Origin of the sequence: Synechococcus sp. HK05 (assembly GCF_019104765.1) — a bacterium.
Classification (GTDB): Bacteria; Cyanobacteriota; Cyanobacteriia; order PCC-6307; family Cyanobiaceae; genus Vulcanococcus.
Genome location: NZ_JAHRXJ010000011.1, coordinates 40,531 through 63,521, shown reverse-complemented (window position 1 = coordinate 63,521; position 22,991 = coordinate 40,531). Strand labels below are relative to the sequence as shown.

The 22,991-nt window shown below is 66.0% G+C and carries 24 protein-coding genes and 1 tRNA gene; 13 read left to right on the top strand and 12 right to left on the bottom strand.

All coding sequences use genetic code 11. The annotated features are described in order from the left end of the window. The first annotated feature begins 105 nt into the window (after window positions 1-105). Entirely contained in the window at window positions 106-795 is a 690-nt protein-coding gene (locus KUL97_RS09810) for a WecB/TagA/CpsF family glycosyltransferase (protein WP_217797288.1), read from the top strand. A gap of 102 nt (window positions 796-897) precedes the next feature. Here KUL97_RS09810 and KUL97_RS09805 read toward each other — a convergent pair whose 3' ends face one another. Both KUL97_RS09805 and tgt read right to left on the bottom strand, forming a co-directional pair. Further along, window positions 898-1,041: a photosystem II reaction center protein K gene (locus tag KUL97_RS09805; RefSeq protein WP_010312123.1), complete on the bottom strand. Its 144-nt coding sequence runs from the start codon at window positions 1,039-1,041 to the stop codon at window positions 898-900. Window positions 1,042-1,071: 30 nt separating this feature from the next. Beyond that, window positions 1,072-2,190, bottom strand: a complete 1,119-nt coding sequence (gene tgt / locus KUL97_RS09800; RefSeq protein ID WP_217796817.1) for a tRNA guanosine(34) transglycosylase Tgt — start codon at window positions 2,188-2,190, stop codon at window positions 1,072-1,074. 32 nt (window positions 2,191-2,222) lie between these two features. On the opposite strand from tgt, the gene KUL97_RS09795 reads away from it, so the two are divergent. Beyond that, on the top strand, window positions 2,223-3,017 hold the full coding sequence (locus KUL97_RS09795) for an adenosylcobinamide-GDP ribazoletransferase (RefSeq protein WP_217796816.1): 795 nt from the start codon (window positions 2,223-2,225) through the stop codon (window positions 3,015-3,017). Here the strand turns inward: KUL97_RS09795 and KUL97_RS09790 are convergent. Continuing rightward, on the bottom strand, window positions 2,989-4,098 hold the full coding sequence (locus KUL97_RS09790; protein WP_217796815.1) for a sensor histidine kinase KdpD: 1,110 nt from the start codon (window positions 4,096-4,098) through the stop codon (window positions 2,989-2,991). The genes KUL97_RS09795 and KUL97_RS09790 overlap by 29 nt on opposite strands. Window positions 4,099-4,439: 341 nt before the next feature. Here KUL97_RS09790 and KUL97_RS09785 point away from each other — a divergent pair, with 341 nt between their 5' ends. Then, window positions 4,440-4,811 (top strand): DUF3155 domain-containing protein, encoded by a 372-nt coding sequence (locus KUL97_RS09785; RefSeq protein ID WP_217796814.1) that lies wholly within the window; start codon window positions 4,440-4,442, stop codon window positions 4,809-4,811. A gap of 69 nt (window positions 4,812-4,880) precedes the next feature. On the opposite strand, the gene KUL97_RS09780 is transcribed toward KUL97_RS09785, so the two are convergent. Continuing rightward, window positions 4,881-5,483, bottom strand: coding sequence for an alpha/beta hydrolase (locus KUL97_RS09780; protein ID WP_217796813.1), 603 nt, complete (start codon window positions 5,481-5,483; stop codon window positions 4,881-4,883). Window positions 5,484-5,538: 55 nt separating this feature from the next. On the opposite strand from KUL97_RS09780, the gene purH reads away from it, so the two are divergent. Continuing rightward, window positions 5,539-7,104 (top strand): bifunctional phosphoribosylaminoimidazolecarboxamide formyltransferase/IMP cyclohydrolase, encoded by a 1,566-nt coding sequence (purH, locus tag KUL97_RS09775; RefSeq protein WP_217796812.1) that lies wholly within the window; start codon window positions 5,539-5,541, stop codon window positions 7,102-7,104. 54 nt (window positions 7,105-7,158) lie between these two features. Continuing rightward, on the top strand, window positions 7,159-7,623 hold the full coding sequence (locus tag KUL97_RS09770) for a DUF4079 domain-containing protein (protein ID WP_217796811.1): 465 nt from the start codon (window positions 7,159-7,161) through the stop codon (window positions 7,621-7,623). A 12-nt stretch (window positions 7,624-7,635) separates the two neighbouring features. Here the strand turns inward: KUL97_RS09770 and KUL97_RS09765 are convergent, their stop codons facing one another. The 3 genes from KUL97_RS09765 to sfsA all read right to left on the bottom strand — a co-directional run bounded on the left by KUL97_RS09765 (window position 7,636) and on the right by sfsA (window position 10,378). After that, window positions 7,636-8,277 carry a DUF1997 domain-containing protein gene (locus KUL97_RS09765; protein ID WP_217796810.1) on the bottom strand — a complete coding sequence of 214 codons (642 nt, stop codon included), beginning with the start codon at window positions 8,275-8,277 and terminating at the stop codon, window positions 7,636-7,638. Between the two features lie 92 nt (window positions 8,278-8,369). Further along, complete coding sequence (locus tag KUL97_RS09760) at window positions 8,370-9,566, bottom strand: 4-hydroxy-3-methylbut-2-enyl diphosphate reductase (RefSeq protein WP_217797287.1); 1,197 nt, start codon at window positions 9,564-9,566, stop codon at window positions 8,370-8,372. Window positions 9,567-9,607: 41 nt separating this feature from the next. Continuing rightward, window positions 9,608-10,378, bottom strand: a complete 771-nt coding sequence (gene sfsA, locus KUL97_RS09755; RefSeq protein WP_217796809.1) for a DNA/RNA nuclease SfsA — start codon at window positions 10,376-10,378, stop codon at window positions 9,608-9,610. Window positions 10,379-10,437: 59 nt separating this feature from the next. On the opposite strand from sfsA, the gene murJ reads away from it, so the two are divergent. Next, a complete protein-coding gene (gene murJ / locus KUL97_RS09750; protein WP_217796808.1) occupies window positions 10,438-12,093 on the top strand; it encodes a murein biosynthesis integral membrane protein MurJ in 1,656 nt (551 codons plus the stop codon). A gap of 19 nt (window positions 12,094-12,112) precedes the next feature. Here the strand turns inward: murJ and KUL97_RS09745 are convergent, their stop codons facing one another. The 3 genes from KUL97_RS09745 to KUL97_RS09735 are packed head-to-tail and all read right to left on the bottom strand — an operon-like array spanning window position 12,113 to window position 12,941. Further along, window positions 12,113-12,367, bottom strand: coding sequence for a cytochrome-c oxidase (locus KUL97_RS09745; protein ID WP_214338542.1), 255 nt, complete (start codon window positions 12,365-12,367; stop codon window positions 12,113-12,115). Window positions 12,368-12,391: 24 nt separating this feature from the next. Beyond that, on the bottom strand, window positions 12,392-12,679 hold the full coding sequence (locus KUL97_RS09740; RefSeq protein WP_217796807.1) for a DUF3181 family protein: 288 nt from the start codon (window positions 12,677-12,679) through the stop codon (window positions 12,392-12,394). A gap of 22 nt (window positions 12,680-12,701) precedes the next feature. Continuing rightward, a complete protein-coding gene (locus tag KUL97_RS09735; protein ID WP_217796806.1) occupies window positions 12,702-12,941 on the bottom strand; it encodes a hypothetical protein in 240 nt (79 codons plus the stop codon). A 70-nt stretch (window positions 12,942-13,011) separates the two neighbouring features. Here KUL97_RS09735 and KUL97_RS09730 point away from each other — a divergent pair. The 7 genes from KUL97_RS09730 to KUL97_RS09700 all read left to right on the top strand — a co-directional run bounded on the left by KUL97_RS09730 (window position 13,012) and on the right by KUL97_RS09700 (window position 19,587). Continuing rightward, window positions 13,012-13,085, top strand: a tRNA-Arg gene (locus tag KUL97_RS09730). 135 nt (window positions 13,086-13,220) lie between these two features. After that, window positions 13,221-14,510: a serine hydroxymethyltransferase gene (glyA, locus tag KUL97_RS09725; RefSeq protein ID WP_254896405.1), complete on the top strand. Its 1,290-nt coding sequence runs from the start codon at window positions 13,221-13,223 to the stop codon at window positions 14,508-14,510. Window positions 14,511-14,575: 65 nt separating this feature from the next. Next, a complete protein-coding gene (locus KUL97_RS09720) occupies window positions 14,576-15,670 on the top strand; it encodes a glycosyltransferase family 4 protein (protein ID WP_217796805.1) in 1,095 nt (364 codons plus the stop codon). Beyond that, window positions 15,660-16,907, top strand: a complete 1,248-nt coding sequence (locus KUL97_RS09715; RefSeq protein ID WP_217796804.1) for a competence/damage-inducible protein A — start codon at window positions 15,660-15,662, stop codon at window positions 16,905-16,907. The genes KUL97_RS09720 and KUL97_RS09715 overlap by 11 nt, the downstream gene beginning before the upstream one ends. Before the next feature lie 55 nt (window positions 16,908-16,962). Further along, complete coding sequence (gene leuC, locus KUL97_RS09710) at window positions 16,963-18,372, top strand: 3-isopropylmalate dehydratase large subunit (RefSeq protein WP_217796803.1); 1,410 nt, start codon at window positions 16,963-16,965, stop codon at window positions 18,370-18,372. A 5-nt stretch (window positions 18,373-18,377) separates the two neighbouring features. Continuing rightward, window positions 18,378-19,013, top strand: a complete 636-nt coding sequence (locus tag KUL97_RS09705) for a 3-isopropylmalate dehydratase small subunit (RefSeq protein ID WP_217796802.1) — start codon at window positions 18,378-18,380, stop codon at window positions 19,011-19,013. A gap of 73 nt (window positions 19,014-19,086) precedes the next feature. Continuing rightward, window positions 19,087-19,587, top strand: a complete 501-nt coding sequence (locus tag KUL97_RS09700) for a pentapeptide repeat-containing protein (protein WP_217796801.1) — start codon at window positions 19,087-19,089, stop codon at window positions 19,585-19,587. A 2-nt stretch (window positions 19,588-19,589) separates the two neighbouring features. Here the strand turns inward: KUL97_RS09700 and KUL97_RS09695 are convergent, their stop codons facing one another. After that, the gene (locus KUL97_RS09695) at window positions 19,590-22,736 is read right to left on the bottom strand and encodes a DUF3769 domain-containing protein (protein WP_368656134.1); all 3,147 of its coding nucleotides are present in this window, start codon (window positions 22,734-22,736) and stop codon (window positions 19,590-19,592) included. A gap of 71 nt (window positions 22,737-22,807) precedes the next feature. Further along, complete coding sequence (locus tag KUL97_RS09690) at window positions 22,808-22,927, bottom strand: photosystem II reaction center protein I (protein WP_010312075.1); 120 nt, start codon at window positions 22,925-22,927, stop codon at window positions 22,808-22,810. Window positions 22,928-22,991: the final 64 nt, after the last annotated feature.

Sequence of the window (22,991 nt, the reverse complement as noted above, 5' to 3'; positions counted from 1 at the left end):
GATTCTCTCGTGTGGCCTCTGCGCTCGATGGCATCAATGGCGACGGATGCGTCCCGCACTGGCTTTACGGGCCCTGCTGATCCGCCGTCGTGGACGGTGACCTCGGTGCTGGGCGTGCAGGTTGCGGTGAGCAGCAACGTGTTTGCCGCCGCGCTGGAACTCAAGCAGCGCGGCGGCGGTCAGATCGTGACGCTCAACGCTGAAATGACGATGGCCGCCAGGGCCAATCCCGAGCTGGGTGCCGCCATTGCGCAAGCCGATCTGGTGATCCCCGACGGTGCCGGTGTGGTGTGGGCCCTCGGACGGCAGGGCTATCGGGTGCGCCGCAGCCCTGGCATTGAGCTGGCTCGCCAACTGTTGGTGTATGCCGCCGCTCACCGGTGGCGGGTGGCTCTAGTGGGGGCTAGCCCCGAGGTGATGGAGCGGTTGGTGGAGCGGCTCCAGGCTGAGATCCCTGCATTGGATCTGGCCTTCACCATCCACGGCTACCAGGATCCGGAGCAATGGCCGGGCATCGAGCAGCAGTTGCAGCAAGCCCGGCCGGATCTGGTGTTGGCGGCCCTGGGGGTGCCTCGCCAGGAAACCTGGATTCAGCGGCTTCACCCCGGCCAGCCGGGCCTGTGGATGGGCGTGGGCGGCAGTTTTGATGTGTGGTCGGGCACCAAGCAGCGGGCGCCCGAGTGGATGGGGCGGCTGCAGATCGAATGGCTCTACCGGCTGATCCAGGAGCCCAGCCGCTGGCGGCGCATGTTGGCGTTGCCAGCGTTCGCCTGGGCGGTGCTGCGCCGCGGCTGAGGCCGGGCCGGGGCGCCATCGCGCAAAAAAGCGGCAGGAGCAAGGCCCCTGCCGCCAAATCTCTTGCCTGCGCGGCGTCGCCGCTAGATCAAGGATTGAGGTTCAGCGGAAGCCCACTGAGGCTTGCCACACAAAGGCCAGCAGCAGGAAGAAGAGGGGGATGATTGGCAGGATGTCAACCAGGGGCGCGAAGGCCTGATAGGCCTCGGGCAGCTGGGCCAGGGTCTGCAGGGCGTAGGCGGCCATCCCGGAATCTTCGTTGGCTAGAGGCGGACGCTACCACGTGTGTGCGGCAGGGGAGTCGGGTTCCCAAGGAGCGAAATCCTCTGCAAAACAACCGTCGCGGATGGCTTGGGCCATGGCGCTGCTGAAGCGCACCAGCTGGGTGATGTTGTGCAGGCTCAGCAGGATCTTGCCCAGGAGTTCGTCGGTCTTGATCAGGTGGTGCAGATAGGCGCGGCTGTGCACCGTGCAGGCCGGGCAGCTGCAGCTCGGATCAAGGGGCGTGTGGTCGTGGCGGAAACGGGCGTTTTTGAGGTTCCAGCGTTCGCCACCCACCAGGGCTGCGCCGTGGCGCCCTAGGCGGGTGGGCAGCACACAATCAAAGAGATCGAAGCCGTTGGCCACGGCGATCGCCATCTCCGGCAGCGTGCCCACACCCATTAAGTAGTGGGGTTTGTCCTCCGGCAGCAGCGGTCCCACTTGGCGCACGATCCGGTGCATCTCCTCGGCGGGTTCACCCACGCTCACGCCGCCCACGGCGATGCCCGGCAGGCCCATGGAGCTCACCACACGCGCCGATTCTTCGCGCAGATGCGGGAAGCAGCCCCCCTGCACGATGCCGAACAGGGCCTGATCGGCCTTGGTGTGGCTGCTGATGCAGCGCTCCAGCCAGGCGTGGGTGCGGCGGCAGGCGGCGGCCACCTCGGCTTCTGTGGCCGGATACGGCGGGCACTGGTCGAAGGCCATCGCCACATCAGCGCCCAGGGTCATCTGGATCGCCATCGAGCGCTCCGGCGTGAGGTCGATGCGGGCGCCATCACGAGGCGAGCGAAACACCACGCCCCGGTCGTTGATCGTGTTGATGTCGCCCAGGCTGAACACCTGGAAGCCGCCGGAATCGGTGAGCATCGGCCCGTCCCAGGCCATGAAGCGGTGCAGGCCGCCGCCGTCGGCCACGATCTGCTCGCCCGGCTGCAGGTGCAGGTGGAAGGTGTTGGAGAGCACCATCTCGGCGCCGGTGGCCTTGAGCTGGGCCGGGGTGACCCCCTTCACCGTGGCCAGGGTGCCCACCGGCATGAACCGCGGCGTGTGCACCACGCCGTGGGGCGTGTGGAAGCAGCCGCAGCGGGCGCGGGTGTTCGGGCAGTGGGCCGTGATCTCGAACGCGAACACCAGCGAGGCAGCAGGATTGGCTGATCCCATCGTTGCTGGCCGTGGCCAAGGCCCCGTTACGCGCCGCCTGGCTGGGTGATCTGGCCGGCTCCTGGATCTTCTACAGCGTGTTGCCGCTGCCGCCGGGGATCACACCGCGGTTTGAGCGCATCGCCCGTTTTGCGCCCTGGGTGGCTCTGGTGATCGGTGGCCTGGAAGCCGCGCTGTGGCAGGGCCTGGCTGGAGCTGGGCTTGTGGCGCAGCTGGCGTTGGTGCTCGCCCTGGGCAGTGCGCTCAGCGGCGGCCTGCACCTTGATGGCGCGATGGATACGGCCGATGGCCTGGCGGCGGGGCCGCAGCGCCGCCTGGAGGCGATGGACGACAGCCGCGTGGGGGCCAGTGGCGTGCAGGCCTTGCTGCAGCTGCTGTTGGTGCGGATCGGCGGGTTGGCGTTGTTGGCAGCCGGGGCGCCCTGGGCGTTGGTATGGGCCGCGGTGTGGGGGCGAATTGCGCCGTTGGTGGCCATGCCGTTGTTTCCTTACCTGCGAGAACCCGGCAGCGGCACCGCCGCGTTCCATCGCCGCCACTGGCAGGGTTGGTGGGCTGAGCTGGCGCCTGCGCTGCTGCTGCTGGGGGCACTCACCGCCCTTGCCGTCGGCTTGGGGGCGGGGCCTTGGTGGTGGTTGGGTTGGTTGGGGGTGCTGCCGGCGGTGCTCGTGCCGCTGGAGCTGGGCCGGCGACTCGGCGGTCACAGCGGCGATAGCTACGGCGCCTGCGTGGAATGGACGGTGAGTTGGAGCCTGCTGCTGATGGGCTTGCTCAGCTGGCGGCTGAGCGCGGCAGGGTGAGCCGAAAGGCGTTGCCCGCTGCGGGCAGCTGGGGGTTGAGTTGGCTGGCCGGCACCACCAGCTCGAGCTCGCCGCCGAGGCTGCGGGCCAGATCGCGGGCCAGAGCTAGGCCCAGGCCGCTGCCTTGCAGGTTGGCGCCGCTGCTGCCCCTCACCCCCTTGGCAAAGATGCGCTCACGCTCTGCTTCAGGGATCGGCGGGCCGCTGTCCCACACGCTCAGCTCCAGCTGATCTCCCTGGTGGCAGGCCACGCCGATGGCGCCACCGCTGCAGCTGTAGCGGAAGGCGTTCTCCAGCAGATTGGCCAGGATCTCGCTGAGGGCGCTGCCCTCGCCCTCCCAGCTGGGCAGGGTGGTGGGGGCCTGCCAGGGCCGCCCCTGCAGGTTGGCGGTGGCGGCCGCTCGCTCCAACAGGGGGGTGAGGATCTGCTCAAGGCTTTGCGGGCTGCCCTGGTTGAGGGCGGGCGGCAGCAGCAGCGGTGTGCTGGCCTCGCCGCTCACAAGGGCGGGCGCCTCGCTGAGGTGGTCGATCGCCTCCACGTAGCGGCTGATCTGGCGCTGTTCCCCCAGCAGGCTGTCCACAAGAGAGAGATTGCGGGTATCGCCATCGAGGCGCCGGCGCAGCAGTTGGCCAAAGGTGCGCAGTGCCGCCAAGGGATTGCGAAGTTGATGCACCAGCAGCCGCAACTGGTCGTCGCGTTGGCTGAGCTCACGGCCCAACCGCTGCTGCTCCAGATCCAGCCGCAGCGCTTCGGTGAGGCAGCGGGCCGTGGCCTCCAGGCGCTCACTCAGGCTTTCGGGCCAGGGCCAGCGATCGGCATCCACCCGCAGGGCGCCGAGCAGCATCGTGTCGTCGCGCAGTGCTAGCCAGCGGCGGCCCGCTTCTGCTGGCCGATTGCGGCGTTCTCCAGCCCGCTCGCTCAGGGCCAGGGATTGGGGCCAGTGGCCGATCGCGACCAGCGAGGGTTGGCCGCTGGGCTCCGGCACGGCCACATACACCACCAGCGCCAGCAGATCGGGCCGATCCGTGAATTGGGCCAGCTGCTGCTCGAGCAGCGCCAGAAACCGCTTGGAGACCTGCATCTGAGCGGGAACTGGGGTGGACTCAGGGCCGCTCAGAGGGCATGCCCAACAGAAAATTTGCCAACCGTGTTGGAAATCCGGGAAAAAGTCTTAAGATTCTCGGTATCGACCAATACCTCGCAGTCCGGGCTCGGGCGGCGCGGCGATCGGCCCATCCGGCACTGGTTGCATCTTGCTGCAATCAAGGCTACAGCAGTGGATGTTGCGTCCTCTGCTGATCGGAGCGGTGCCTTCGTGCCGCCCACCAGGACTGCAGGTGTATGGGCGTTGCCGAGGTCTCCGCTCGCGCGGTCGGTCCTCATCGTCCGTTCCATCCACCCTGCCCCACCGGGCTTAGCTCCATGTCCAAGAAGCGCAAGCGCATCAGCCGCCGCCGCCTGGCCGGCCAGCGGGTTCTCGCTCACGTGGCCACCCATAACCTCGAAACCGGCGAGTACAAGCCCGTTACCGCTGCCCGTCGTTATATCGCTGAAGGCAGCATTGTGCCTCCCGCGATCCTGAACGTGCGTCGCAATGAGCACACCACCGATCGCTTCTTCTGGGGCGAGAAGGGTCTGTTCAGCGCCCAGTACGCCGAAGAAAACCATTTCCTCTTCCCCTCCCTGCGCGAGATCGTCGACCGCATTGGTGAAGACACGCTCTTCGCTGGCCTGGAAGCCATGGCTTCCGACGACTGGGAAGAAATGGAAGAGTACGAATACGCCTTCGTTTGATCGGTGTTGATCACCGGTTGAACCAACAGCGTTTGCGCGCCAAGCCGGCCCTGATGGGTCGGCTTTTTTTTACGTCAGCTGCTGGCGCACGAAGGTGCCGATCGCTGGCAGCACCGTTTGATCAATCGTGTGGCCGCCTTCAAACGCCAGGAGCTCGGCGCGTTGACCACCGGCTTGCAGGCGCTCCAGCACCGTTTGGCTGGCGGCGAAGGGCACCACGGGATCCTCCCGGCCGTGGCTGAGCAGCACCGGCGCCATACCCGTGCTTGGTTCCCAGCCCTCGTGGGGGTAGCCGCTGCAGGCCACGATCCCCGCCAGGGGCAACCGGCTGCCCACATCCAGGGCCATGGCGCCACCCTGGGAAAACCCGAGCAGCACCGTGCTGGCCAGAGGCACGCTGCTGGCGAGAGCCGTGAGCCGTTGCCGCAGCGCTTCCCGGGCGGCCGGTAGTTGGGTCCAATCGATCGGCTGGAGGCCATACCACTGGCGACCGACCCCATAGGGATGGGGCTCCGGCGCTCGCAGCGCCACCACACTCACTTCTGGCCCCACCAGCAGGGAACCCAGGTCGAGCAGGTCGTCGGCATCGGCGCCCCAGCCGTGCAACAGCACCAGGCGCTGTTGGGCTTCGCTGGGGCCGAGCTGGAGGGCATCGGAGCTGGAGCCAGTCATGGGAGGGGTGCGCAGCTGCTGCGTAGGTTGGGCCTTCTGCCTCCACTCAACAGCCATGGCGCCCACGGCCCTGCTCAGCGTGTCGAACAAGGACGGCCTGGTGCCCCTGGCTGAAGGACTGCTGGCCGCCGGCTACCAGCTGATCTCCAGTGGCGGCACGGCCGCGGCGCTGGCGGCAGCGGGTTTGCCCGTGACCAAAGTGGCCGAGCACACCGGCGCCCCCGAAATCCTGGGCGGCCGGGTGAAAACCCTGCACCCCCGCATCCACGGCGGCATCCTCGCCAAGCGCTCAGAGCCTTCCCACCAGGCTGATCTCGAGGCCCAGGGCATCGCCACCATCGATGTGGTGGTGGTAAACCTCTATCCCTTCCGCGAAACCATCGCCCGCCCGGATGTGAGCTGGGATCTGGCGATTGAAAACATCGACATCGGCGGCCCGGCCATGGTGCGCGCCGCTGCCAAAAACCACGCCGACGTGGCGGTGCTCACCAGCCCCAGCCAATACCCCGCCTTCCTGGAGGCCCTTGCTGCCGGTGCCCTCAGTGAGGCCCTGCGCCGCCGGCTGGCCCTCGAGGCCTACAGCCACACCGCTGAGTACGACACCGCCATCAGCGCCTGGCTCGCCAGTCAGCTCAGCCAGGAGGAGGCCACGGCCGAGCAGCTCACGCTCAACCTGCCGGCCCGCCAGAGCCTGCGCTACGGCGAAAACCCGCACCAGAGCGCCACCTGGTACGCCCAGCCCGGCGCTGGACTCGGCGCCGGCGAGCAGCTGCAGGGCAAGGAGCTTAGCTACAACAACATCCTCGATTTGGAAGCCGCCCTCGCCACCGTGCGCGAGTTCGGCTACGGCGGCCAGCCCGCCGGCGGCAATGCCTTCCAGCCGGCAGCGGTGGTGGTGAAGCACACCAATCCCTGCGGTGTGGCCACCGGTAGCGGCAGTGCCAACGCTCTGGAGCGAGCCCTCGATGCCGATCGCGTGTCGGCCTTTGGCGGCATCGTGGCGATCAATGGCCCGGTGGATGCCGCCACCGCCGGCCACCTCACCAGCCTGTTCCTGGAGTGTGTGGTGGCACCGGTGTTCGAGCCGGCGGCCCGGGAGCTGCTTTCGGCCAAGCCCAACCTGCGCCTGCTGGAGCTCGACCCGGCCGCGATCGCGCGCGCCAGCCGCCAGCAGCTGCGCAGCGTGCTCGGCGGTGTGCTCGTGCAGGAGCTCGACGATCAGCCCGTGGATGAAAGCGTGTGGCAGGTGGTGAGCCAGCGCCAGCCCACGGCTCAGGAGCTGGAGGATCTGCGCTTTGCCTGGCGTTTGGTTCGCCATGTGCGCTCCAACGCGATCACCGTGGCCAAGGGCGGCCAGAGCCTTGGCATTGGCGCCGGCCAGATGAACCGTGTGGGTTCGGCCCGCATTGCCCTGGAAACCGCCGGCGAGAAGGCCAAGGGCGCCGTGCTGGCCAGCGACGGCTTCTTCCCCTTCGACGACACCGTGCGTTTGGCCGCTGAGTACGGCATCACGGCGGTGATCCAGCCCGGCGGCAGCGTGCGCGATGCCGATTCGATCGCCGCCTGCGATGAGCTCGGCCTGGCCATGGTGACCACCGGCCGCCGCCATTTCCTGCACTGAGGCTGACGCCTCTGCCCTAGCTTCGCCCCACTGCGCTGATCCCAGCTCGCTCCCATGCCCGAGAGCCTCGCGTTCAACCTCAACTTCCTGCATCCCCTGGCGATGTGGGCGCTGCTGGCCCTGAGTGGCTACGCAATGTTTCTCGGCATCAAGGCCAAGAAAACCCGCACTGCTGACGCCGAAACCCGCAAGACCCTGATCAAAGGGCAGTTCGCCAAGCGCCATTACCTCTACGGCAGTGCCGTGCTGGCGGTGATGGTGCTCGGCACCTTCGGTGGCATGGCCGTCACCTACCTCAACAACGGCAAGCTGTTCGTGGGGCCGCACCTGCTGGTGGGCATCGCCATGAGCAGCATGCTCGTGGTGGCCGCAGCGCTCTCCCCCTTGATGCAGCAGGGCAACCTGATCGCCCGCAAGATCCACGTGGGTCTGAACATGGGCGTGGTCACCCTGTTCCTCTGGCAGGCCGTGACCGGCATGCAGATCGTGAACAAGATCTGGGAAAACCGCCCCGCCTGATCGGCGACCCCTTCAGAACTGGGCCCGCCGCCGCGGCGGGCATTCCAGGTTGTGGGTGGCGTGGAAGTCTTCCTGCACCTTCCAGGTGAGCTTGCGGGAGATCTGGCGCACGATTTGGCGCAGCAGGTGATCGCCGCTGCTCTGCACCAGCGATTCCGGCAGCAGGCCGATCACCGAGGGCAGCTTGATCCACACACTCAGATCGAGCTCCCAACGCACCTCTGTGAGCGGCGCATCGGCGGATTGCTCCTCGAGCCGCAGCGCGGCGTTGAATTCCACGTCGTAGAGGTCGCGCAGGCCCGGTTGGAATTGCTCAGGCGGCACGGTGCAGATCCGATAGACGCCGGCGCTTTGCGGCAGCAGCTCCAGGCCGATGGTGGGTTCCACCTCGAACCCGAAGTTGCCGAAGCGGCCCAGGGTGAGCACGTAACCGTTGCGGCCCAAGGCGTTCACCTGCATCGGCGCGGCGCAGCGGCGGAACCAGCCCTCGTGGCGATCGAGGTAAGCCCCCACCAGCTGCGCCGGAGCCCGCATCTCCATCAGGTCGGCGAACTGGCTGCTGTAACAGCGCACCCGGCCATCGTGGCTGTGGCGCAGTGATGGCTGCAGCAGCTCGCTCGATTCAGGCAGGGGGTTGGTCACCGATGAGATCAACGCGGTCGGTTCTCCCCGGGCCTGAACCAGTGAATGTTGAGACAATGTAAAGCCCGGCTGCGGCCTGGATTGCAGTCGCTGTGACAGCCCGATCAGGCGTCGGCCAGATCCATCAGGCGGCTGATCACGTCTTCCACCACCCGATCCGGTGTGGAGGCGCCGGAGGTGATGCCCACCCGCAGCGTGCCCTCCGGCAGGAAGGGCTCCACCACCTCCAGTTCGCCCCCCAGGGGCTTGTGCTCGATGCGGTTGCCGGGGCCGATGCGCTCGGGGGTGTCGATGTGGAAGGAGCGGATGCCGCGGCTCACCGCGATCTCCTGCAGGTGAGTTGTGTTGGAGGAGTTGTACCCGCCGATCACCACCATCAGATCAAGCGGCTCATCCACCAGAGCGAACATCGCGTCTTGTCGCTCCTGGGTGGCATCGCAGATGGTGTTGAAGGCCACGAAGTGGTCGTTAAGTTCGGTGGGGCCGAAGCGCTGCAGCATCGTGCGCTCGAACAGCCGGCCGATCTCCTCGGTCTCGCTCTTGAGCATCGTGGTCTGGTTGGCCACGCCCACCCGGCTGAGGTCGCGGTCGGGGTCGAAGCCGGGGGAGCAGGCCTTGGCGAACCGGGCCATGAACGCCTCGCGATTGCCCTTACCCAGGATGTAATCGCACACCAGCTGGGCTTCCGCCAGATCGAGCACCACCAGATAGGTGCCGGCAAAGGAGCTGGTGGCCAGCGTTTCCTCGTGCTTCACCTTGCCGTGAATGATCGAGGTGATCGCGTGCTTCTTGTGCTTCTCCACGGTGTTCCACACCTTGGACACCCAGGGGCAGGTGGTGTCCACGATGTGGCAGCCACGCTCGTTGAGCAGCTGCATCTCCTGCACCGTGGCGCCGAAGGCCGGCAGGATCACCACATCGCCGCTGGCGACGTCGGAGAAGTCCTTCACGCCGCCATCCACGGGGATGAACAGCACGTTCATCTCCCGCAGGTGATCGTTCACCGAGGGGTTGTGGATGATTTCGTTGGTGATCCAGATCCGCTCGGTGGGGTAGTGGCGCCGGGTTTCGTAGGCCATGGCCACCGCACGCTCCACACCCCAGCAGAAGCCGAAGGCCTCAGCGAGCTTCACGCTCAAGCGTCCGTGCTGCAGCTGATAGCCGTTCTCCCGCAGGCTGGCGATCAGGTTGCTCTGATACGCCTGCTCCAGGCTGCCCGCCACTTCCTCGCCCAGGCCGAAGCCGCGGCGGTTGTAGCGATCCGAATGGTGCAGGGATCGCTTGAACGCGCGGGTATCCACGGCGGCGGGCACGGGGGATGCCAACTCTATGGGGCCTGGCCTCAGCTCTGGCGCTGCACGGGTACCACCCCCAGCCAGCGCACGGCTTCGTGATCGAAGCCATAGCGGCAGGGCAGCACTTCCACGCCGGCATCGAGGGCCTGACGGAAAAGCTCCCCGTAGCGCGGGTCGGCGCTGTCGCCGGGGGCGAAGCGGCTCACATCGGCGCGGCTCAGGCAGGGCACCAGCACGGCGCGGGCCTCCGGCAGCACGCCCATCAGCTCCTCGAGGTGTTTCTGGCCTCGCTCGGTCACGGTGTCTGGGAAGAGCGCCAGATCGCCGTCGGTCCAGGTGGTGTTCTTCACCTCCACATAGATCGGGCGCGGGTCGGCAGCGCCTTCGGCGGGGGTGAGCAGCAAATCGATGCGGCTGCGGCGGTTGGCGCCGTAGGCCACCTCAGCGCGGATGCTGGCGATCGGCCCCAGCCAGGGCTCCAGGCAGCCGGCCGCGATCGTGGCGCGCACCAGCCGGTTGGGCAGGGCCGTGTTGATCCCCACCCACACCGGCTCGCCAGCCGTGCCGGGCACCTGCGCCTGCTCCCAGGTCCAGGCCAGCTTGCGGGTGGGCGAGGGGGCATGGCGCAGCCGCACGCGCCCGCCCACGTGCAGCACCCCGGTCATCGGGCCGGTGTTGGCGCAGTGGGCGGTGACCACGTCGCCGGAATCGAGCTCCACATCCGCGAGAAAACGCTTGTAGCGCTTGAGCAGCACGCCCTCCTGCAGGGGCTCCAGCGTCAACACTGGCTGGGCTTCGGGTGCGGCGGCAACCGGCATCACGACAAGGCTTCTTCTGCAGGCAAGAATCGCTCGAGTTGGGCCCAAAGCCGCACCGGATGAGCGAACCGCCCAGCCCCGCCCCTGCCGCCGCCCGCTCCCTGCGGCGCATTGCCCTGATCGTGGCGGTGGCCACGGCCCTGAGCAAGCTGGCGGGCCTGGTGCGGCAACAGGCGATTGCGGCAGCGTTCGGGGTGGGGGCCGCCTACGACGCCTACAACTATGCCTATGTGTTGCCGGGCTTTCTGCTGATCCTCCTGGGCGGCATCAATGGCCCCTTCCACAGCGCCATGGTGAGCGCCCTCTCGCGCCGGCCCCGGGAGGAGGGCGCCCACGTGCTCGCCGCCATCAACACCCTGGTGGGGGCAGCCCTGATTGTGGTGACGCTGCTGTTGTTCGTGGCGGCCGATCCGCTGATCGATCTGGTTGGCCCAGGCCTGGATGCGGAGCGCCACGCCATTGCGGTGCTGGAGCTGCGCTGGATGGCGCCGATGGCGCTCTTCGCCGGGCTGATCGGCCTGGGTTTCGGCGCCCTCAATGCGGCGGATGAGTTTTGGTTGCCCTCGGTGAGCCCGCTCCTCTCCAGCGTGGCGGTGATCGCCGGCCTGGGGATCCTCTGGTTGCACCTGGGTTCCGCGATTGCGCTGCCGCAATACGCCTTCCTTGGTGGCGCCGTGCTGGCGGGCACCACGCTGCTGGGCGCGGTGTTTCAGTGGCTGATCCAGCTGCCAGCCCTGGCGCGCCAGGGGCTGCACAAATTCCAGCTGGTGTGGGACTGGAAGCACCCCGGCGTGCAGGAGGTGTTGCGGGTGATGGGCCCGGCCACCCTCTCCTCGGGCATGTTGCAGATCAACGTGTTCACCGATCTGTTCTTTGCCTCCGGCATCGTGGGGGCGGCAGCGGGTTTGGGCTACGCCAACCTGCTGGTGCAGACGCCCCTGGGCCTGCTATCCAATGCCCTGCTCGTGCCGCTGCTGCCGGTGTTTGCGCGGCTCACGGCCCCGGCGGATCGCCCTGAACTGATCGGCCGCATCCGCCAAGGCCTGATGCTCTCCAATGCATCCATGCTTCCGCTGGGGGCGTTGATGGTGGCCCTGGCGGGGCCGATCGTGGCGCTGATCTACGAGCGAGGTGCGTTCAATGCCAGCGCCGCTGCCCTCGTGGGCGGGCTGCTGATGGCCTACGGCGTGGGCATGCCCGCTTATCTGGGCCGCGATGTGTTGGTGCGCGTGTTTTATGCCCTTGGCGATGGCACCACCCCCTTCCGCTTCTCGATGGCGGGCATCGGCCTCAACGCCCTCTTCGACTGGCTGCTGGTGGGTGGCCCCACCCCCTGGGGTTTGCAGCTGCCGGCCCTGAATTTCGGTGCCCCGGGTTTGGTGCTGGCCACCGTGGGCGTGAATTTGATCACCTGCCTGGGGCTGCTGCTGGCTCTGCAGCGCCGGCTGGGTGGCTTGCCTCTGGCCGCCTGGGCCCGCGACAGCCTGTTGCTGCTGGTGGCGGCGTTGCTGGCCGGCGGGCTCAGCTTCGGCCTCTCGGTGCTGATCGCCTGGCCCACCGATCTGATCGGCTTGGTGCTGCAGTGCGGCCTCTGTGCGGCGGCTGGGTTGCTGGTCTATGGGCTGATCGCGAGCTGGGCTGGTGTGCCGGAGGCCACTCAGATCAGCCGTCAGCTCACAGGGCAACTCACACGCCGGCTGCCCTTGAAGCGTTGAAACAAGTGCTGCCCGTGCCTCAGAGCTCCACCACGCGCTCTTCGCGCACGTGGATCGGCACTTCCAAGTGGCTGCGCCCCACCATGGCAGGACCATCTACGGAATAGATGCGGGCCTCGATGCCGAAGTCGCGGAAGGCGGTCTCCATCTCCTGCATCAGTGCCTTCTCCACCTGCGCCTCGGCGTCCACTACTTTCCCGATCAGGCGGCTGCCCAGCGGGCCAATGCGCTGGCGCACAACCTCTCGAGCGTTGGTGACCTCGATGACCAGCACAGGGCCGCAGCGGGATGCGCAACCCTAACCGCGATTGGCGAGCAGATCCTCGAGATCCTGCAGCTGGCCGGCCGGCACGAGCCGTGCCAGAGGCAGTTTGCTGCTGCCGCCCCCGATGGGTACCTGCACCGCTTCGAGGGCCTGGCGTGCGCACACGCCGGCGCCTTGTTCCAGCCGCGCGGCACATTCGATCGCCAGGGCTTCCGCAACGCCGGCATCGCCCAGGTAGAGATGCCATCCGCCGATCTGGATGTAGAGCCGATCGGCAATCTCCAGTTGCAGATCCCGGATCTCGCTGGCGGAAAGGGTCATCGCGGCCTGGTGCGGGGTGCCCTCAGGATGGCGTCTGCGGCCGCTGGGCGACCACGCTGATCAGCTGCACCACCAGCACAAGCGCCCAAGCCTCGGTGAGCCAGGCCAGGTGGTTGAAGGGGTGGCGCATGTTCTGCACGAACCACAGACCGCTGTTGAGCGCGGCAAACACCATGGTGTGCAGCACCAGATTCACGATCCGGTTGAAGTGCCGGTAGGTGGGGTCTTCGGGGTTGGCGGGTCCGTACCAGCGGATCGGCATCGGGGTTTGGAAGCGGGGGTTTGTTGACGGGTGGGCCCTCGGTATGGGCACAATGTCAGGGCAGGCGAAGGCGCTTGTAGCTCAGCGGATTAGAGCATCTGACTACGGATCAGAGGGTCGGGAGTTCGAATCTCTCCAGGCGCGCCTTTCAAGTTCAAACCGCTCCTCCGGGAGCGGTTTTTTTGTGCCCGCTTCGGTTGCTGGCCATGGTCGGCTGGTGGTGGGCGCTGAGTGCTGCGGTTTCTTACGATCAGGGCCACTCACACCCCTTGATCTGCCATGGCGGAGTCCACCGGAGCAGCCGTGAACCAGTCGCTGGCGGCCGGTGATCCCGCGATCGCAGCCCTGATCGGCAAGGAACTGCACCGGCAGCAGACGCACCTGGAGCTGATCGCTTCGGAGAACTTCGCCTCCCGCGCCGTGATGGAGGCCCAGGGCTCGGTGCTCACCAACAAGTACGCCGAGGGTCTGCCCTCCAAGCGCTACTACGGCGGCTGTGAGCACGTGGATGCGATCGAGGAGCTGGCGATTGAGCGCGCCAAGGAGCTCTTCGGTGCCGCTTGGGCCAACGTGCAGCCCCACAGTGGTGCGCAAGCGAATTTCGCCGTGTTCCTGGCGCTGCTCCAGCCCGGGGACACGATCCTGGGCATGGATCTGAGCCACGGCGGCCACCTCACCCACGGCTCGCCTGTGAACGTGAGCGGCAAGTGGTTCAAGGCGGTGCACTACGGGGTGGATGAGGCCACCCAGCAGCTCAATTTCGACACGATCCGCCAGCTGGCGCTCGAGCACAAGCCCAAGCTGATCGTGTGCGGCTACTCCGCCTACCCCCGCACCATCAACTTCGAGGCCTTCCGCTCCATCGCCGATGAAGTGGGCGCCTACCTGCTGGCCGACATGGCCCACATCGCCGGCCTGGTGGCTGCTGGCGTGCACCCCAGCCCCGTGCCCGTGTGCGATGTGGTGACCACCACCACCCACAAGACCCTGCGCGGCCCCCGCGGCGGCCTGATCCTCTGCCGCGACGCTGAGTTCGCCAAGCAGTTCGATAAGGCTGTGTTCCCCGGTAGCCAGGGCGGCCCGCTCGAGCACGTGATCGCCGCCAAGGCTGTCGCCTTCGGTGAAGCGCTGCAGCCCTCCTTCAAGGCCTACGCCCAGCAGGTGGTGGCCAACGCCCAGGCTCTCGCCGCCCGCATCCAGGAGCGCGGCATCGACGTGGTGAGCGGCGGCACCGATAACCACATCGTGCTGCTCGATCTGCGCGGCATCGGCATGACCGGCAAGGTGGCCGATCTGCTGGTGAGCGATGTGCACATCACCGCCAACAAGAACACCGTGCCTTTCGATCCCCAGTCGCCGTTCGTGACCAGCGGCCTGCGCCTGGGCACCGCCGCCTGCACCACCCGCGGCTTCGATGAGGCGGCCTTCCGCGAGGTGGCCGATGTGATCGCCGATCGCCTGCTCAACCCCGAGGATGCTGCGATCGAGCAGCGCTGCCGCGGGCGCGTGGCGGCCCTGTGTGAGCGTTTCCCGCTCTACGCCGAAACACGCGAGCTGCAGCCTGCCTGAACGGCGCTTAAGCTCCGCTCGGCAGGCCTTTTCCCGGCCCCCCATCTGACCGCGCACCGCCCTCGATGATCTCCAGCCGGCCGGATCTCGCCGCTGTTCTGGCGTTCGGCATGGCGGCGGTGTGCACCGCACTGCTGGTGCCCATCGTGCGCGCCGCTGGCTTGCGCTGGGGCCTGATTGATCCGCCCGATTCCCGCAAGCAGCACACCACCCCGATGGTGCGCTTGGGCGGGGTGGGCATTGTTGGCGGGTTTGTGATCGCCCTGGCCTTGATCTGGCTGATGGGTGGCTTCGTGGAGCTGCCGCCCCAGCGCGATAGCCAGATTTGGACCACCCTTGCCGGGGCGCTCTGCTTTTTTGTGATCGGCCTGGCCGACGACCTCTTTGCTTTGCCCCCGCTGCCCCGCCTCGGCGGTCAGGTGCTGGTGGCGATGGTGGTGTGGAGCCAAGGGGTGCAGATCGGCGCGATCGATCTGCCCTTTCATCTCTTTGGCGGGCCGCCAGGCGCCATCCCGCTGCCCGATGGGCTCAGCTTGCTGGCCACGGTGATCTGGCTGGTGGGCATCACCAATGCGATCAACTGGCTTGATGGCCTCGATGGCCTGGCCGCCGGTGTGAGTGGGATCGCCGCGGTGGGCCTGCTGTCGGTGAGCTACAGCCTCAATCAGCCTGCCCCAGGGCTGCTTGCCGCAGCGTTGGCCGGAAGCTGCCTGGGCTTTCTGCGCCACAACTTCAACCCCGCTCGCATCTTCATGGGCGATGGCGGTTCCTACTTCCTTGGTTTTGCCCTGGCGGCGATCAGCATCGTGGGGCCGGCCAAAGGGCTCACCAGCGTGAGCCTGCTGCTGCCGCTGTTGATCCTGTCGCTGCCGCTGGCGGATATGTCGGCCGTGATCATGGGGCGCCTCAGCCAGGGCCATTCCCCCTTCTATCCGGATCGGCGCCATCTGCATCACCGCCTGCTGCGCGCTGGTTTCAGCCACCGCCGCACCGTGGTGCTGATCTACGCCTTCACCCAATGGCTGGCCGCCCTGGCCTTGGTGTTGGCCAATGCAGAACTGCGCTTTCTCTGGCTGGGACTGGCCACCGCCGTGCTGATCGTGGTGGTGATCGCCGCCCGCCGCAGCCTCAACCGCGAGCTGGCCGGGGATGAGCGCTGAAATCCTCTGCATCGGCACCGAGCTACTCCTGGGCAACATCACCAACGGCAACGCCCGCTGGATGGCCGAGCAGCTCGCCGCCCTGGGCATTCCCCATCACCGCCAGCTCGTGGTGGGCGACAACCGCGAGCGCCTGATCAGTGAGCTGCAGGCCGCGGCGGGGCGTTGCCGCGTGTTGCTCACCACCGGCGGCCTCGGCCCCACCCCCGACGACCTCACCACCGAGGCGATAGCCGCCGCCTTCGGGGCGCCCCTGGTGGAGCATCCCCAGGTGTGGGCCGAGATTCAGGCCCGTCTGGCTGCCCGCGGCCGCCCCTGCGCCGCCAGCAACCGCCGCCAGGCCTTCCTGCCGGAGGGGGCCACGCTGCTGCCCAATCCCACCGGCACGGCTCCCGGCATGATCTGGAGCCCGCGCCCGGATTTCACGATCCTCACCTTCCCGGGGGTGCCCAGCGAGATGCGGGCGATGTGGCAGGCCACCGCTGCTCCCTGGCTGGCGGCCGCCGGGCTCGCCGACGGCGTCTTCGCCAGCCGGATGCTGCGCTTCTGGGGGGTGGGCGAATCGAACCTGGCCGAGCAGATGGCGGATCTGCTGGAGGGCTCCAACCCCACCGTGGCGCCCTATGCCGGTGCCGGTGAGGTGAAGCTGCGGATCACGGCGCGGGCTGCCTCCACCGCGGAAGCGGAGGCCTTGCTGGCGCCGCTGGAAGCGGAGATTCGCTCCCGGGCGGGGGCGGCCTGTTTCGGTGCGGACGACGCGAGCCTGGCTTTGGTGGTGCTTGAGCTGCTGCGTCAGCGAGGCCAGACCCTGGCGGTGGCCGAGAGTTGCACAGGCGGAGGCCTGGGGGCTGCTCTGGCGGCGGTGCCTGGCGCTTCGGATGTGTTTCTAGGGGGCGTGATCGCCTACGCCAACGCCGTGAAGGAGGGGCTTCTGGGGGTTGGACCGGGTCTGTTGGAGGCCCATGGCGCTGTGAGTGATCCGGTGGCCCAGGCCATGGCGGAAGGGGCTCGGCGCGCCACCGGGGCCGATTGGGCGCTGGCGATCACGGGCGTGGCTGGCCCAGGGGGCGGCAGCGATGCCAAACCCGTGGGCTTGGTGCATCTGGCGGTCGCTGGCCCGAATGGCTGCAGCAGCGAGGGAGTGCGCTTCGGCACGAGCCGCGGCCGGGCCTGGATTCAAACCCTCAGCGCCGGCGAAGCCCTCAACCGGTTGCGCCTGCGGTTGCTCGCGGGCTGAGCAGGCCGGTATCGCTCTCCGCCCTAGGCTCGCGGGCTGCGTTGGTGGATGCGCCGTGAGCTCCGGCACCCTTTACGACAAGGTTTGGGATCTGCATCAGGTGGCCCAGCTGCCCGGCGGCTCCACCCAGCTGTTCATTGGTCTGCACCTCATCCATGAGGTGACCAGCCCGCAGGCTTTCGCCGGCCTCAAGGATCTGGGCCTGAGCGTGCGCCACCCCGAGCGCACCGTGGCCACGGTGGATCACATCGTGCCCACCACCTCCCAAGCACGCCCCTTCGCCGACCCGTTGGCTGAGGAGATGCTCGCCACGCTCGAGGCCAACTGCGCCGAGCACGGCATCACCTTGCACGGCATCGGCAGCGGCCGCCAGGGGATCGTGCACGTGATCGCTCCCGAACTGGGCCTCACCCAGCCAGGCATGACCGTCGCCTGCGGCGACTCCCACACCTCCACTCACGGCGCCTTCGGCGCGATTGCCTTCGGCATCGGCACCAGCCAGGTGCGCGATGTGCTGGCCAGCCAGAGCCTGGCGATGGGCAAGCTCAAAGTTCGCCGTATCTGGGTGGACGGCCAGCTGCAGAACGGCGTGTACGCCAAGGATCTGGTGCTGCACGTGATCCGCACGCTCGGCGTGAAGGGCGGCGTGGGCTTTGCCTATGAATTCGCTGGCCCGGCCATTGAGGCGCTCTCGATGGAGGAACGCATGACCCTCTGCAACATGGCGATCGAGGGCGGCGCCCGCTGCGGCTACGTGAACCCCGATCAGGTCACGTTCGACTATCTGAAAGGCCGGCCCTTTGCCCCCAGCGGTGAGGCCTGGGAGCAGGCGGTGGCCTGGTGGAGCAGCCTGGCCAGCGGTGAAGAGGCCGTCTTCGACGACGAGGTGCGCTTCGACGCCGCGTCCATCGCCCCCACCATCACCTGGGGCATCACGCCAGGCCAGGGCATCGGTGTGGATGAAACCGTGCCCACCCTGGAGCAAACCGCGCCCGACGAGCGTCCCCTGGCGGAGGAGGCCTACCGCTACATGGATCTGCAGCCCGGCACCCCGATCGCCGGTACGCCGGTGGATGTGTGCTTCATCGGCAGCTGCACCAACGGGCGCCTGAGTGATCTGCAGGCGGCGGCGGCGGTGGCCAAAGGCCGTCAGGTGGCGCCTGGGATCAAGGCGTTTGTGGTGCCGGGCAGCGAGCAGGTGGCTGCAGCGGCTGAGGCCGAAGGCCTCGATCAGGTGTTCCGCGCGGCTGGTTTCGAGTGGCGTGAACCCGGCTGCTCGATGTGTCTGGCGATGAACCCCGACCGCCTCGAAGGCCGGCAGATCAGCGCCAGCTCCAGCAACCGCAACTTCAAGGGCCGCCAGGGTTCCGCCAGCGGCCGCACCCTGCTGATGAGTCCGGCGATGGTGGCCGCCGCTGCCATCAACGGCCGCGTGAGCGACGTTCGCACTCTCCTCAACGCCTGATCCGGATGACCAGTTCCACGCTCTTCCCCGCCGGTCCGATCGGCCGTGTCAGCGGCACCACCGTGGTGGTGCGCGGCGATGACATCGATACCGATCGGATCATCCCGGCCCGCTTCCTCAAGTGCGTCACCTTTGATGAGCTCGGTCCCGCCGCCTTCGCCGACGACCGCGCCGAATTAGCCGGCAGCGCCACTGGGCCCCACCCCTTCGATCGCCCGGAGCATCAGGGCGCCTCGATCCTGCTGGTGAACCGCAACTTCGGCTGCGGCTCCAGCCGTGAGCATGCCCCCCAGGCGCTGATGCGCTGGGGGATCCGCGCCGTGGTGGGCGAGAGCTTCGCCGAGATCTTCTACGGCAACTGCCTCGCCCTCGGCATCCCCTGCCTGGTGGCTGATCACGACACGATGCTGGCGATTCAGGCCGCTGCTGAAGCCGATCCAGCGGCTTCCTTCCAGGTGGATGTGGCGCAAGCCCGCTTGAGCAGCGGCAACCAGAGCTGGCCCCTGGAGTTGGCTGCGGGGCCGCAGCAGATGCTGGCGACTGGCCAGTGGGATGCCACCGGTCAGTTGCTGGCCAACGCCGATGCCCTGGCTGCGACGGCGGCGCGCCTCCCGTATCTGAGCGGCTTCAGCGCCGCTTGATCACGGCTGTGGCCGCTCGCGTGGCGGCCACTCGCGCAAGTGTCTATCAAGGAGAGAGGACCGTTCGTGGCCGATGCGACTCCCCTCCTCACTCCAGCCGGTTGTAGCGGCCCTGTTGCTGGCGCCAGCCGCCGCCGCTGCAGCCCAGCCCTTGGCAGTTGAGCCCTATCGGGCCCCAGCCCCGCAGGTCTCAGTTTCACCGCCGTGGTCGCAGTGCCGCGGCTGCGATCTACGTGGAGCTGATCTGAGTGGGCTGCTGCTCAATGGCATCGATCTGCGGGATGCCGATTTGCGGGGAGCCGATCTGCGCGGCAGCAATCTGGAGGGCGCTGATCTCAGCGGCGCCGATCTGCGCGGCGCCTTGCTGCAGGAGAGCTGGCTGAGCAATGCGGATCTCAGTGATGTGGATCTGCGTCAGGCGAACCTGCGCGATGCCGTCTTAATTCAGGCCCTCACCCCTGGGCTGCAACTGGAGGGCGCCGTGTTGATCGGGGCCGACTTCACCGGCAGTGATCTGATGATTGGTGGCGATGAGGCGGGGCCAGAGCCATTGCCGCTGTTGCCGGGGCGCTAGGCCTAGAACCCTCGGCGTTGAATCGCCTGGTCTTGCGACATCGAGGGTGGCATGTAGGGAACAAACGGTAGGCCAGTGCCTCTGAAATTGAAGTCGTTCAGCTTTATCCTTACGCCACCAAGTCCTTGATACGGGCTGTAGTAGATGGCCAACTCGTAAGCGCGTCGTTGCCAGCGAAGCTCTACATATGAGTCAACGATGTCGCCGTAGAATTCAGAGTTCCCATCCACATTGAAGCCAATTCCTCCGCTGAAAATAAGAGGGCCAGCGAGTTGTTGGGTCAGGCCAACGCCTAATGTGCTTAAGTCAACAATGCGGTCAAAGCTGAAGGGGCTGACCCCCTGGCGGAGAGTGCCACCGCCAGCAATTGTCAATTGTGTGTAGTCGAAAAAGTTTTTCTGTAAGCGACCTAGTGTTAATGTTGGTCCTCCGCTAATTCCAAATGCCTGTTGGCTTGTGCCATCTCCAAAATATGACAAGTTCAAATTGAGATTCGTGTTAATTGCAAGGCCCGGTACTACTGGTGTTGGGCTGTAGCGTGTGCCGATTTCCGTTCCTGCATTGCGTGGTTTGCCGGTCCACAGTGGCAGGCGGCTGTTGATAGAGCCATAGATGCTGGCTCTCCAGAGGTCGGCAAGATTGGTGCTCTTAAACTCTGAGCCTTGGAAATTTCCTACCCCTGCACGCCAGAACATCTGGTTGGTGATGCTTCCCAGATTAGGTAAATCTTTTCTCTGCTCAAGCGACACGCCTAGGGCCGAGTAAACGTCTTGCTCGCCCAGTGATCCGTTCCAGACTCTAAAGCGATAAGCAGCAAAGCCCCGTGCCGTTGTTTTGCCGATCACGGGGAGATTGAATGACCGGCTGATGTCAGCTGAGCTGCGTGTTCCATTGGCAAAGTTGCTGGGGTCAAAAGTTGAAAAATTACCCTCCACGTCAATGTTCAGTCCTAAGACGCGTGTGTCAAATCGGGCAAGAAGACCGAATAAGTCGCCGATGCGAGTGGGTTGCGCTTGGGGTTCGCTGTCAACGGATGTGCCCGGCAACACGTAGCTGCTCGTCTTGCCGTCAAGTGCTCGCCTAACCATGAACTGGGGCTGGAGGTTGAGTGTGCCGCGCTTCCCTATTTCGATTGGTTTTAGGTTGTAGCCAAGGTAGAAGCCATCTCGGTCTTCAGAGTCAACGGCCAGCACCCAGCGATTTTCGACCTGCCGATCTTTCTCAAAACGTTGATTCCGTTGTAAAGGCAACGGCAGTCGGTCTTCAAGGATTAATTGGTTGCTTTTGGACTGGATGACTAGGTCGCCATTGGTTTCCTGATAGGCCACCACCCCACGTGCGTCAACCCAGGATTGAGCTGGGGTGAATGGGTCGTTGGTTAAAGCTGCGCGATCAGCTTCCCAGCCTCTTGGGGTTACTGTCAGCCTGTTGGCCTGAAGACGCCAGCGGCTGATTGTGCCTGTCACAAATTTCCTGTTCGCCGCGTTTGAAAGTGGCTGAAGCTGAATGGGCCTAACGAAGCCATATGTCAACTCACGGGTCGTGAACTCATTGTCTCCCTGGATGTTGTTGCCTCCCTGTCTTCTTACGGTCAGGCTTTGTTGAAATTGCAACCCTGAAATCCGCTGATCGACAAGTGCTGCAATCTTTTTGCGCCGTAGGGACTCTTGTTGTCCGGGCGTGAGCTTTTTGGGGCTTGATGTCTCGCTAGCGTTTCCCGCTGTTGTGCCGATGGCTTGCTGGGCTGATCCCAGCGCCACATTGTTCAACTGTTCGTCTAGCGCTTTGGGTTGGGGTTGTCCACCTCCATCGCAACCATCTGGAGCTGACATGGCTTCCACATAGCCTTTCGGCGCACTGCGTCCAAATCGGTATCGCATGCCAACCAGATAGGCATTGCTCCCCTCGCTAACGCCGCTATAGGTCCCATAGGCGCCTGAGCGGTGGTGGATCCGACCTACGAGCGACCATTCAGGTTTGATGAGTGCTTCTACCTCGAAGCCAAGATAGTTAAGGAAAGTGGTGAAGTTCTCTCGGAATGTTTTTTCGTAGTTGCTGACACTCGTGTTTAAACTCACTCCTTCAAAGAAAGCTAGGCTCAACCATGGTTGAAGCCACGCCCGAACGCCGAAGCTCCAGGTGAACTCACCAAAAGTCTGGGCGGGAGTGTTCGAGAACGGTACGTTTTGGTTGAAGCCTCCTCCGGGCTGTTCAGCAGCTCGGTGCAATAGGGCGTTTGTGTCAAATTCCAGTGCTAGCGGCCCAGCACGAAGCAGTCTTTTGTTGAGTCCTAGGCCTAGAAGGTATTCCGGTCGCAACTGCCCGTTGAAAATAAAGGTGTCCCCGAAATTGGCATCGATCATCTGGCCGCCCCAGAGGGTCGCTGCCCAGGGGTAGGGGCGCCAATCGGGTACCGGTGGCAGTGGCGGCGGGCAGGCCATTGTCTGCGCCTGCGGTGAGAGGGCCACCGGTGGCATCTCCCAGTCGTCGTCAGGGAGGAGCTCCGGTGTGCCGGCGGGTACGCCGACCTCTGCACTGCCGCCGCTCAGGGGTTGAGCCTGCAGGGTGTCGGCTGGGAGCTCGACAACGGCGAAGCTCACGTCGCCGTTGAAAGGTGCCACTGGCGCTGTCCAGTAGCTCAGCGGCAGCAGCGGGGCGGATGGTGGCTGGCTGGGGTTGAGGTCGAGGGCGGCGCTGTCGAGATCGAGAACGCCATACACCTCATCGATGTCGCCGCTGTTCTCGATCAGGCTGTAGCGGAGCTTGCTGGCCTGGAGGTATTGGTTGCCCCGTTGAAAGCGAATCCGGCCGCTGGCGTAGATGGTGCGGGTCGCGCTTTCGTATTCGAGGCGATCGGCCAGCAGGCGGCCACCCGCCAGGATCACCTTCACGTTGCCTGTGGCCACGAAGCGATTGGCCAGGAGATCAAACCCCTGGTGGTCGGCGCTCAGCTCAATCTCAATCGGTGGTCGCTGAGCCGGTGTGGCCTCAATCAGTCCTGATGGGGCGTCGTCTGATGACGCCGCAGCCAGTGGAGAAGGGCCTGGGTCTCGCGCTGATGATTCCGCGGCAACCGCGTGACCACCCATCACGATCGATGCCGATCCCAGCACCGCAATCAGACGGCGGACGCGTTGCGGGACTGGCACCGAAGGGAATTAAGAGGGCGTGATCCTGACACGCCTGCGGCAGAAACGCCGATCAGGCTTCAGGCAGAGGATCACTCCTCCAGGTCTTTGCGGCTGGGGGTACGGCTGGGATCGCTGGCCAGGAAGCCGAACACGAAGATCCCGATGAAGAAGAAGACGACGGAGTAAACCGAGATCTTGAGGGCGAGCATTGGTTCTGTCCGGCGGTGACAGGGAGTAACGGGCGCCAGGTGGGCCCTGAATGACCCTGCGGCA

Excerpts from the sequence above, each read along its gene's own strand:
- KUL97_RS09805 (WP_010312123.1), bottom strand. The coding sequence starts at position 1,041 with ATGGCCGCCTACGCCCTGCAGACCCTGGCCCAGCTGCCCGAGGCCTAT.
- KUL97_RS09790 (WP_217796815.1), bottom strand. The coding sequence starts at position 4,098 with ATGCAGGTCTCCAAGCGGTTTCTGGCGCTGCTCGAGCAGCAGCTGGCC.
- KUL97_RS09785 (WP_217796814.1), top strand. The coding sequence starts at position 4,440 with ATGTCCAAGAAGCGCAAGCGCATCAGCCGCCGCCGCCTGGCCGGCCAG.
- KUL97_RS09780 (WP_217796813.1), bottom strand. The coding sequence starts at position 5,483 with ATGACTGGCTCCAGCTCCGATGCCCTCCAGCTCGGCCCCAGCGAAGCC.
- purH (WP_217796812.1), top strand. The coding sequence starts at position 5,539 with ATGGCGCCCACGGCCCTGCTCAGCGTGTCGAACAAGGACGGCCTGGTG.
- KUL97_RS09770 (WP_217796811.1), top strand. The coding sequence starts at position 7,159 with ATGCCCGAGAGCCTCGCGTTCAACCTCAACTTCCTGCATCCCCTGGCG.
- sfsA (WP_217796809.1), bottom strand. The coding sequence starts at position 10,378 with ATGCCGGTTGCCGCCGCACCCGAAGCCCAGCCAGTGTTGACGCTGGAG.
- murJ (WP_217796808.1), top strand. The coding sequence starts at position 10,438 with ATGAGCGAACCGCCCAGCCCCGCCCCTGCCGCCGCCCGCTCCCTGCGG.
- KUL97_RS09740 (WP_217796807.1), bottom strand. The coding sequence starts at position 12,679 with ATGACCCTTTCCGCCAGCGAGATCCGGGATCTGCAACTGGAGATTGCC.
- KUL97_RS09735 (WP_217796806.1), bottom strand. The coding sequence starts at position 12,941 with ATGCCGATCCGCTGGTACGGACCCGCCAACCCCGAAGACCCCACCTAC.
- glyA (WP_254896405.1), top strand. The coding sequence starts at position 13,221 with ATGGCGGAGTCCACCGGAGCAGCCGTGAACCAGTCGCTGGCGGCCGGT.
- KUL97_RS09720 (WP_217796805.1), top strand. The coding sequence starts at position 14,576 with ATGATCTCCAGCCGGCCGGATCTCGCCGCTGTTCTGGCGTTCGGCATG.
- KUL97_RS09715 (WP_217796804.1), top strand. The coding sequence starts at position 15,660 with ATGAGCGCTGAAATCCTCTGCATCGGCACCGAGCTACTCCTGGGCAAC.
- KUL97_RS09705 (WP_217796802.1), top strand. The coding sequence starts at position 18,378 with ATGACCAGTTCCACGCTCTTCCCCGCCGGTCCGATCGGCCGTGTCAGC.
- KUL97_RS09700 (WP_217796801.1), top strand. The coding sequence starts at position 19,087 with ATGCGACTCCCCTCCTCACTCCAGCCGGTTGTAGCGGCCCTGTTGCTG.
- KUL97_RS09690 (WP_010312075.1), bottom strand. The coding sequence starts at position 22,927 with ATGCTCGCCCTCAAGATCTCGGTTTACTCCGTCGTCTTCTTCTTCATC.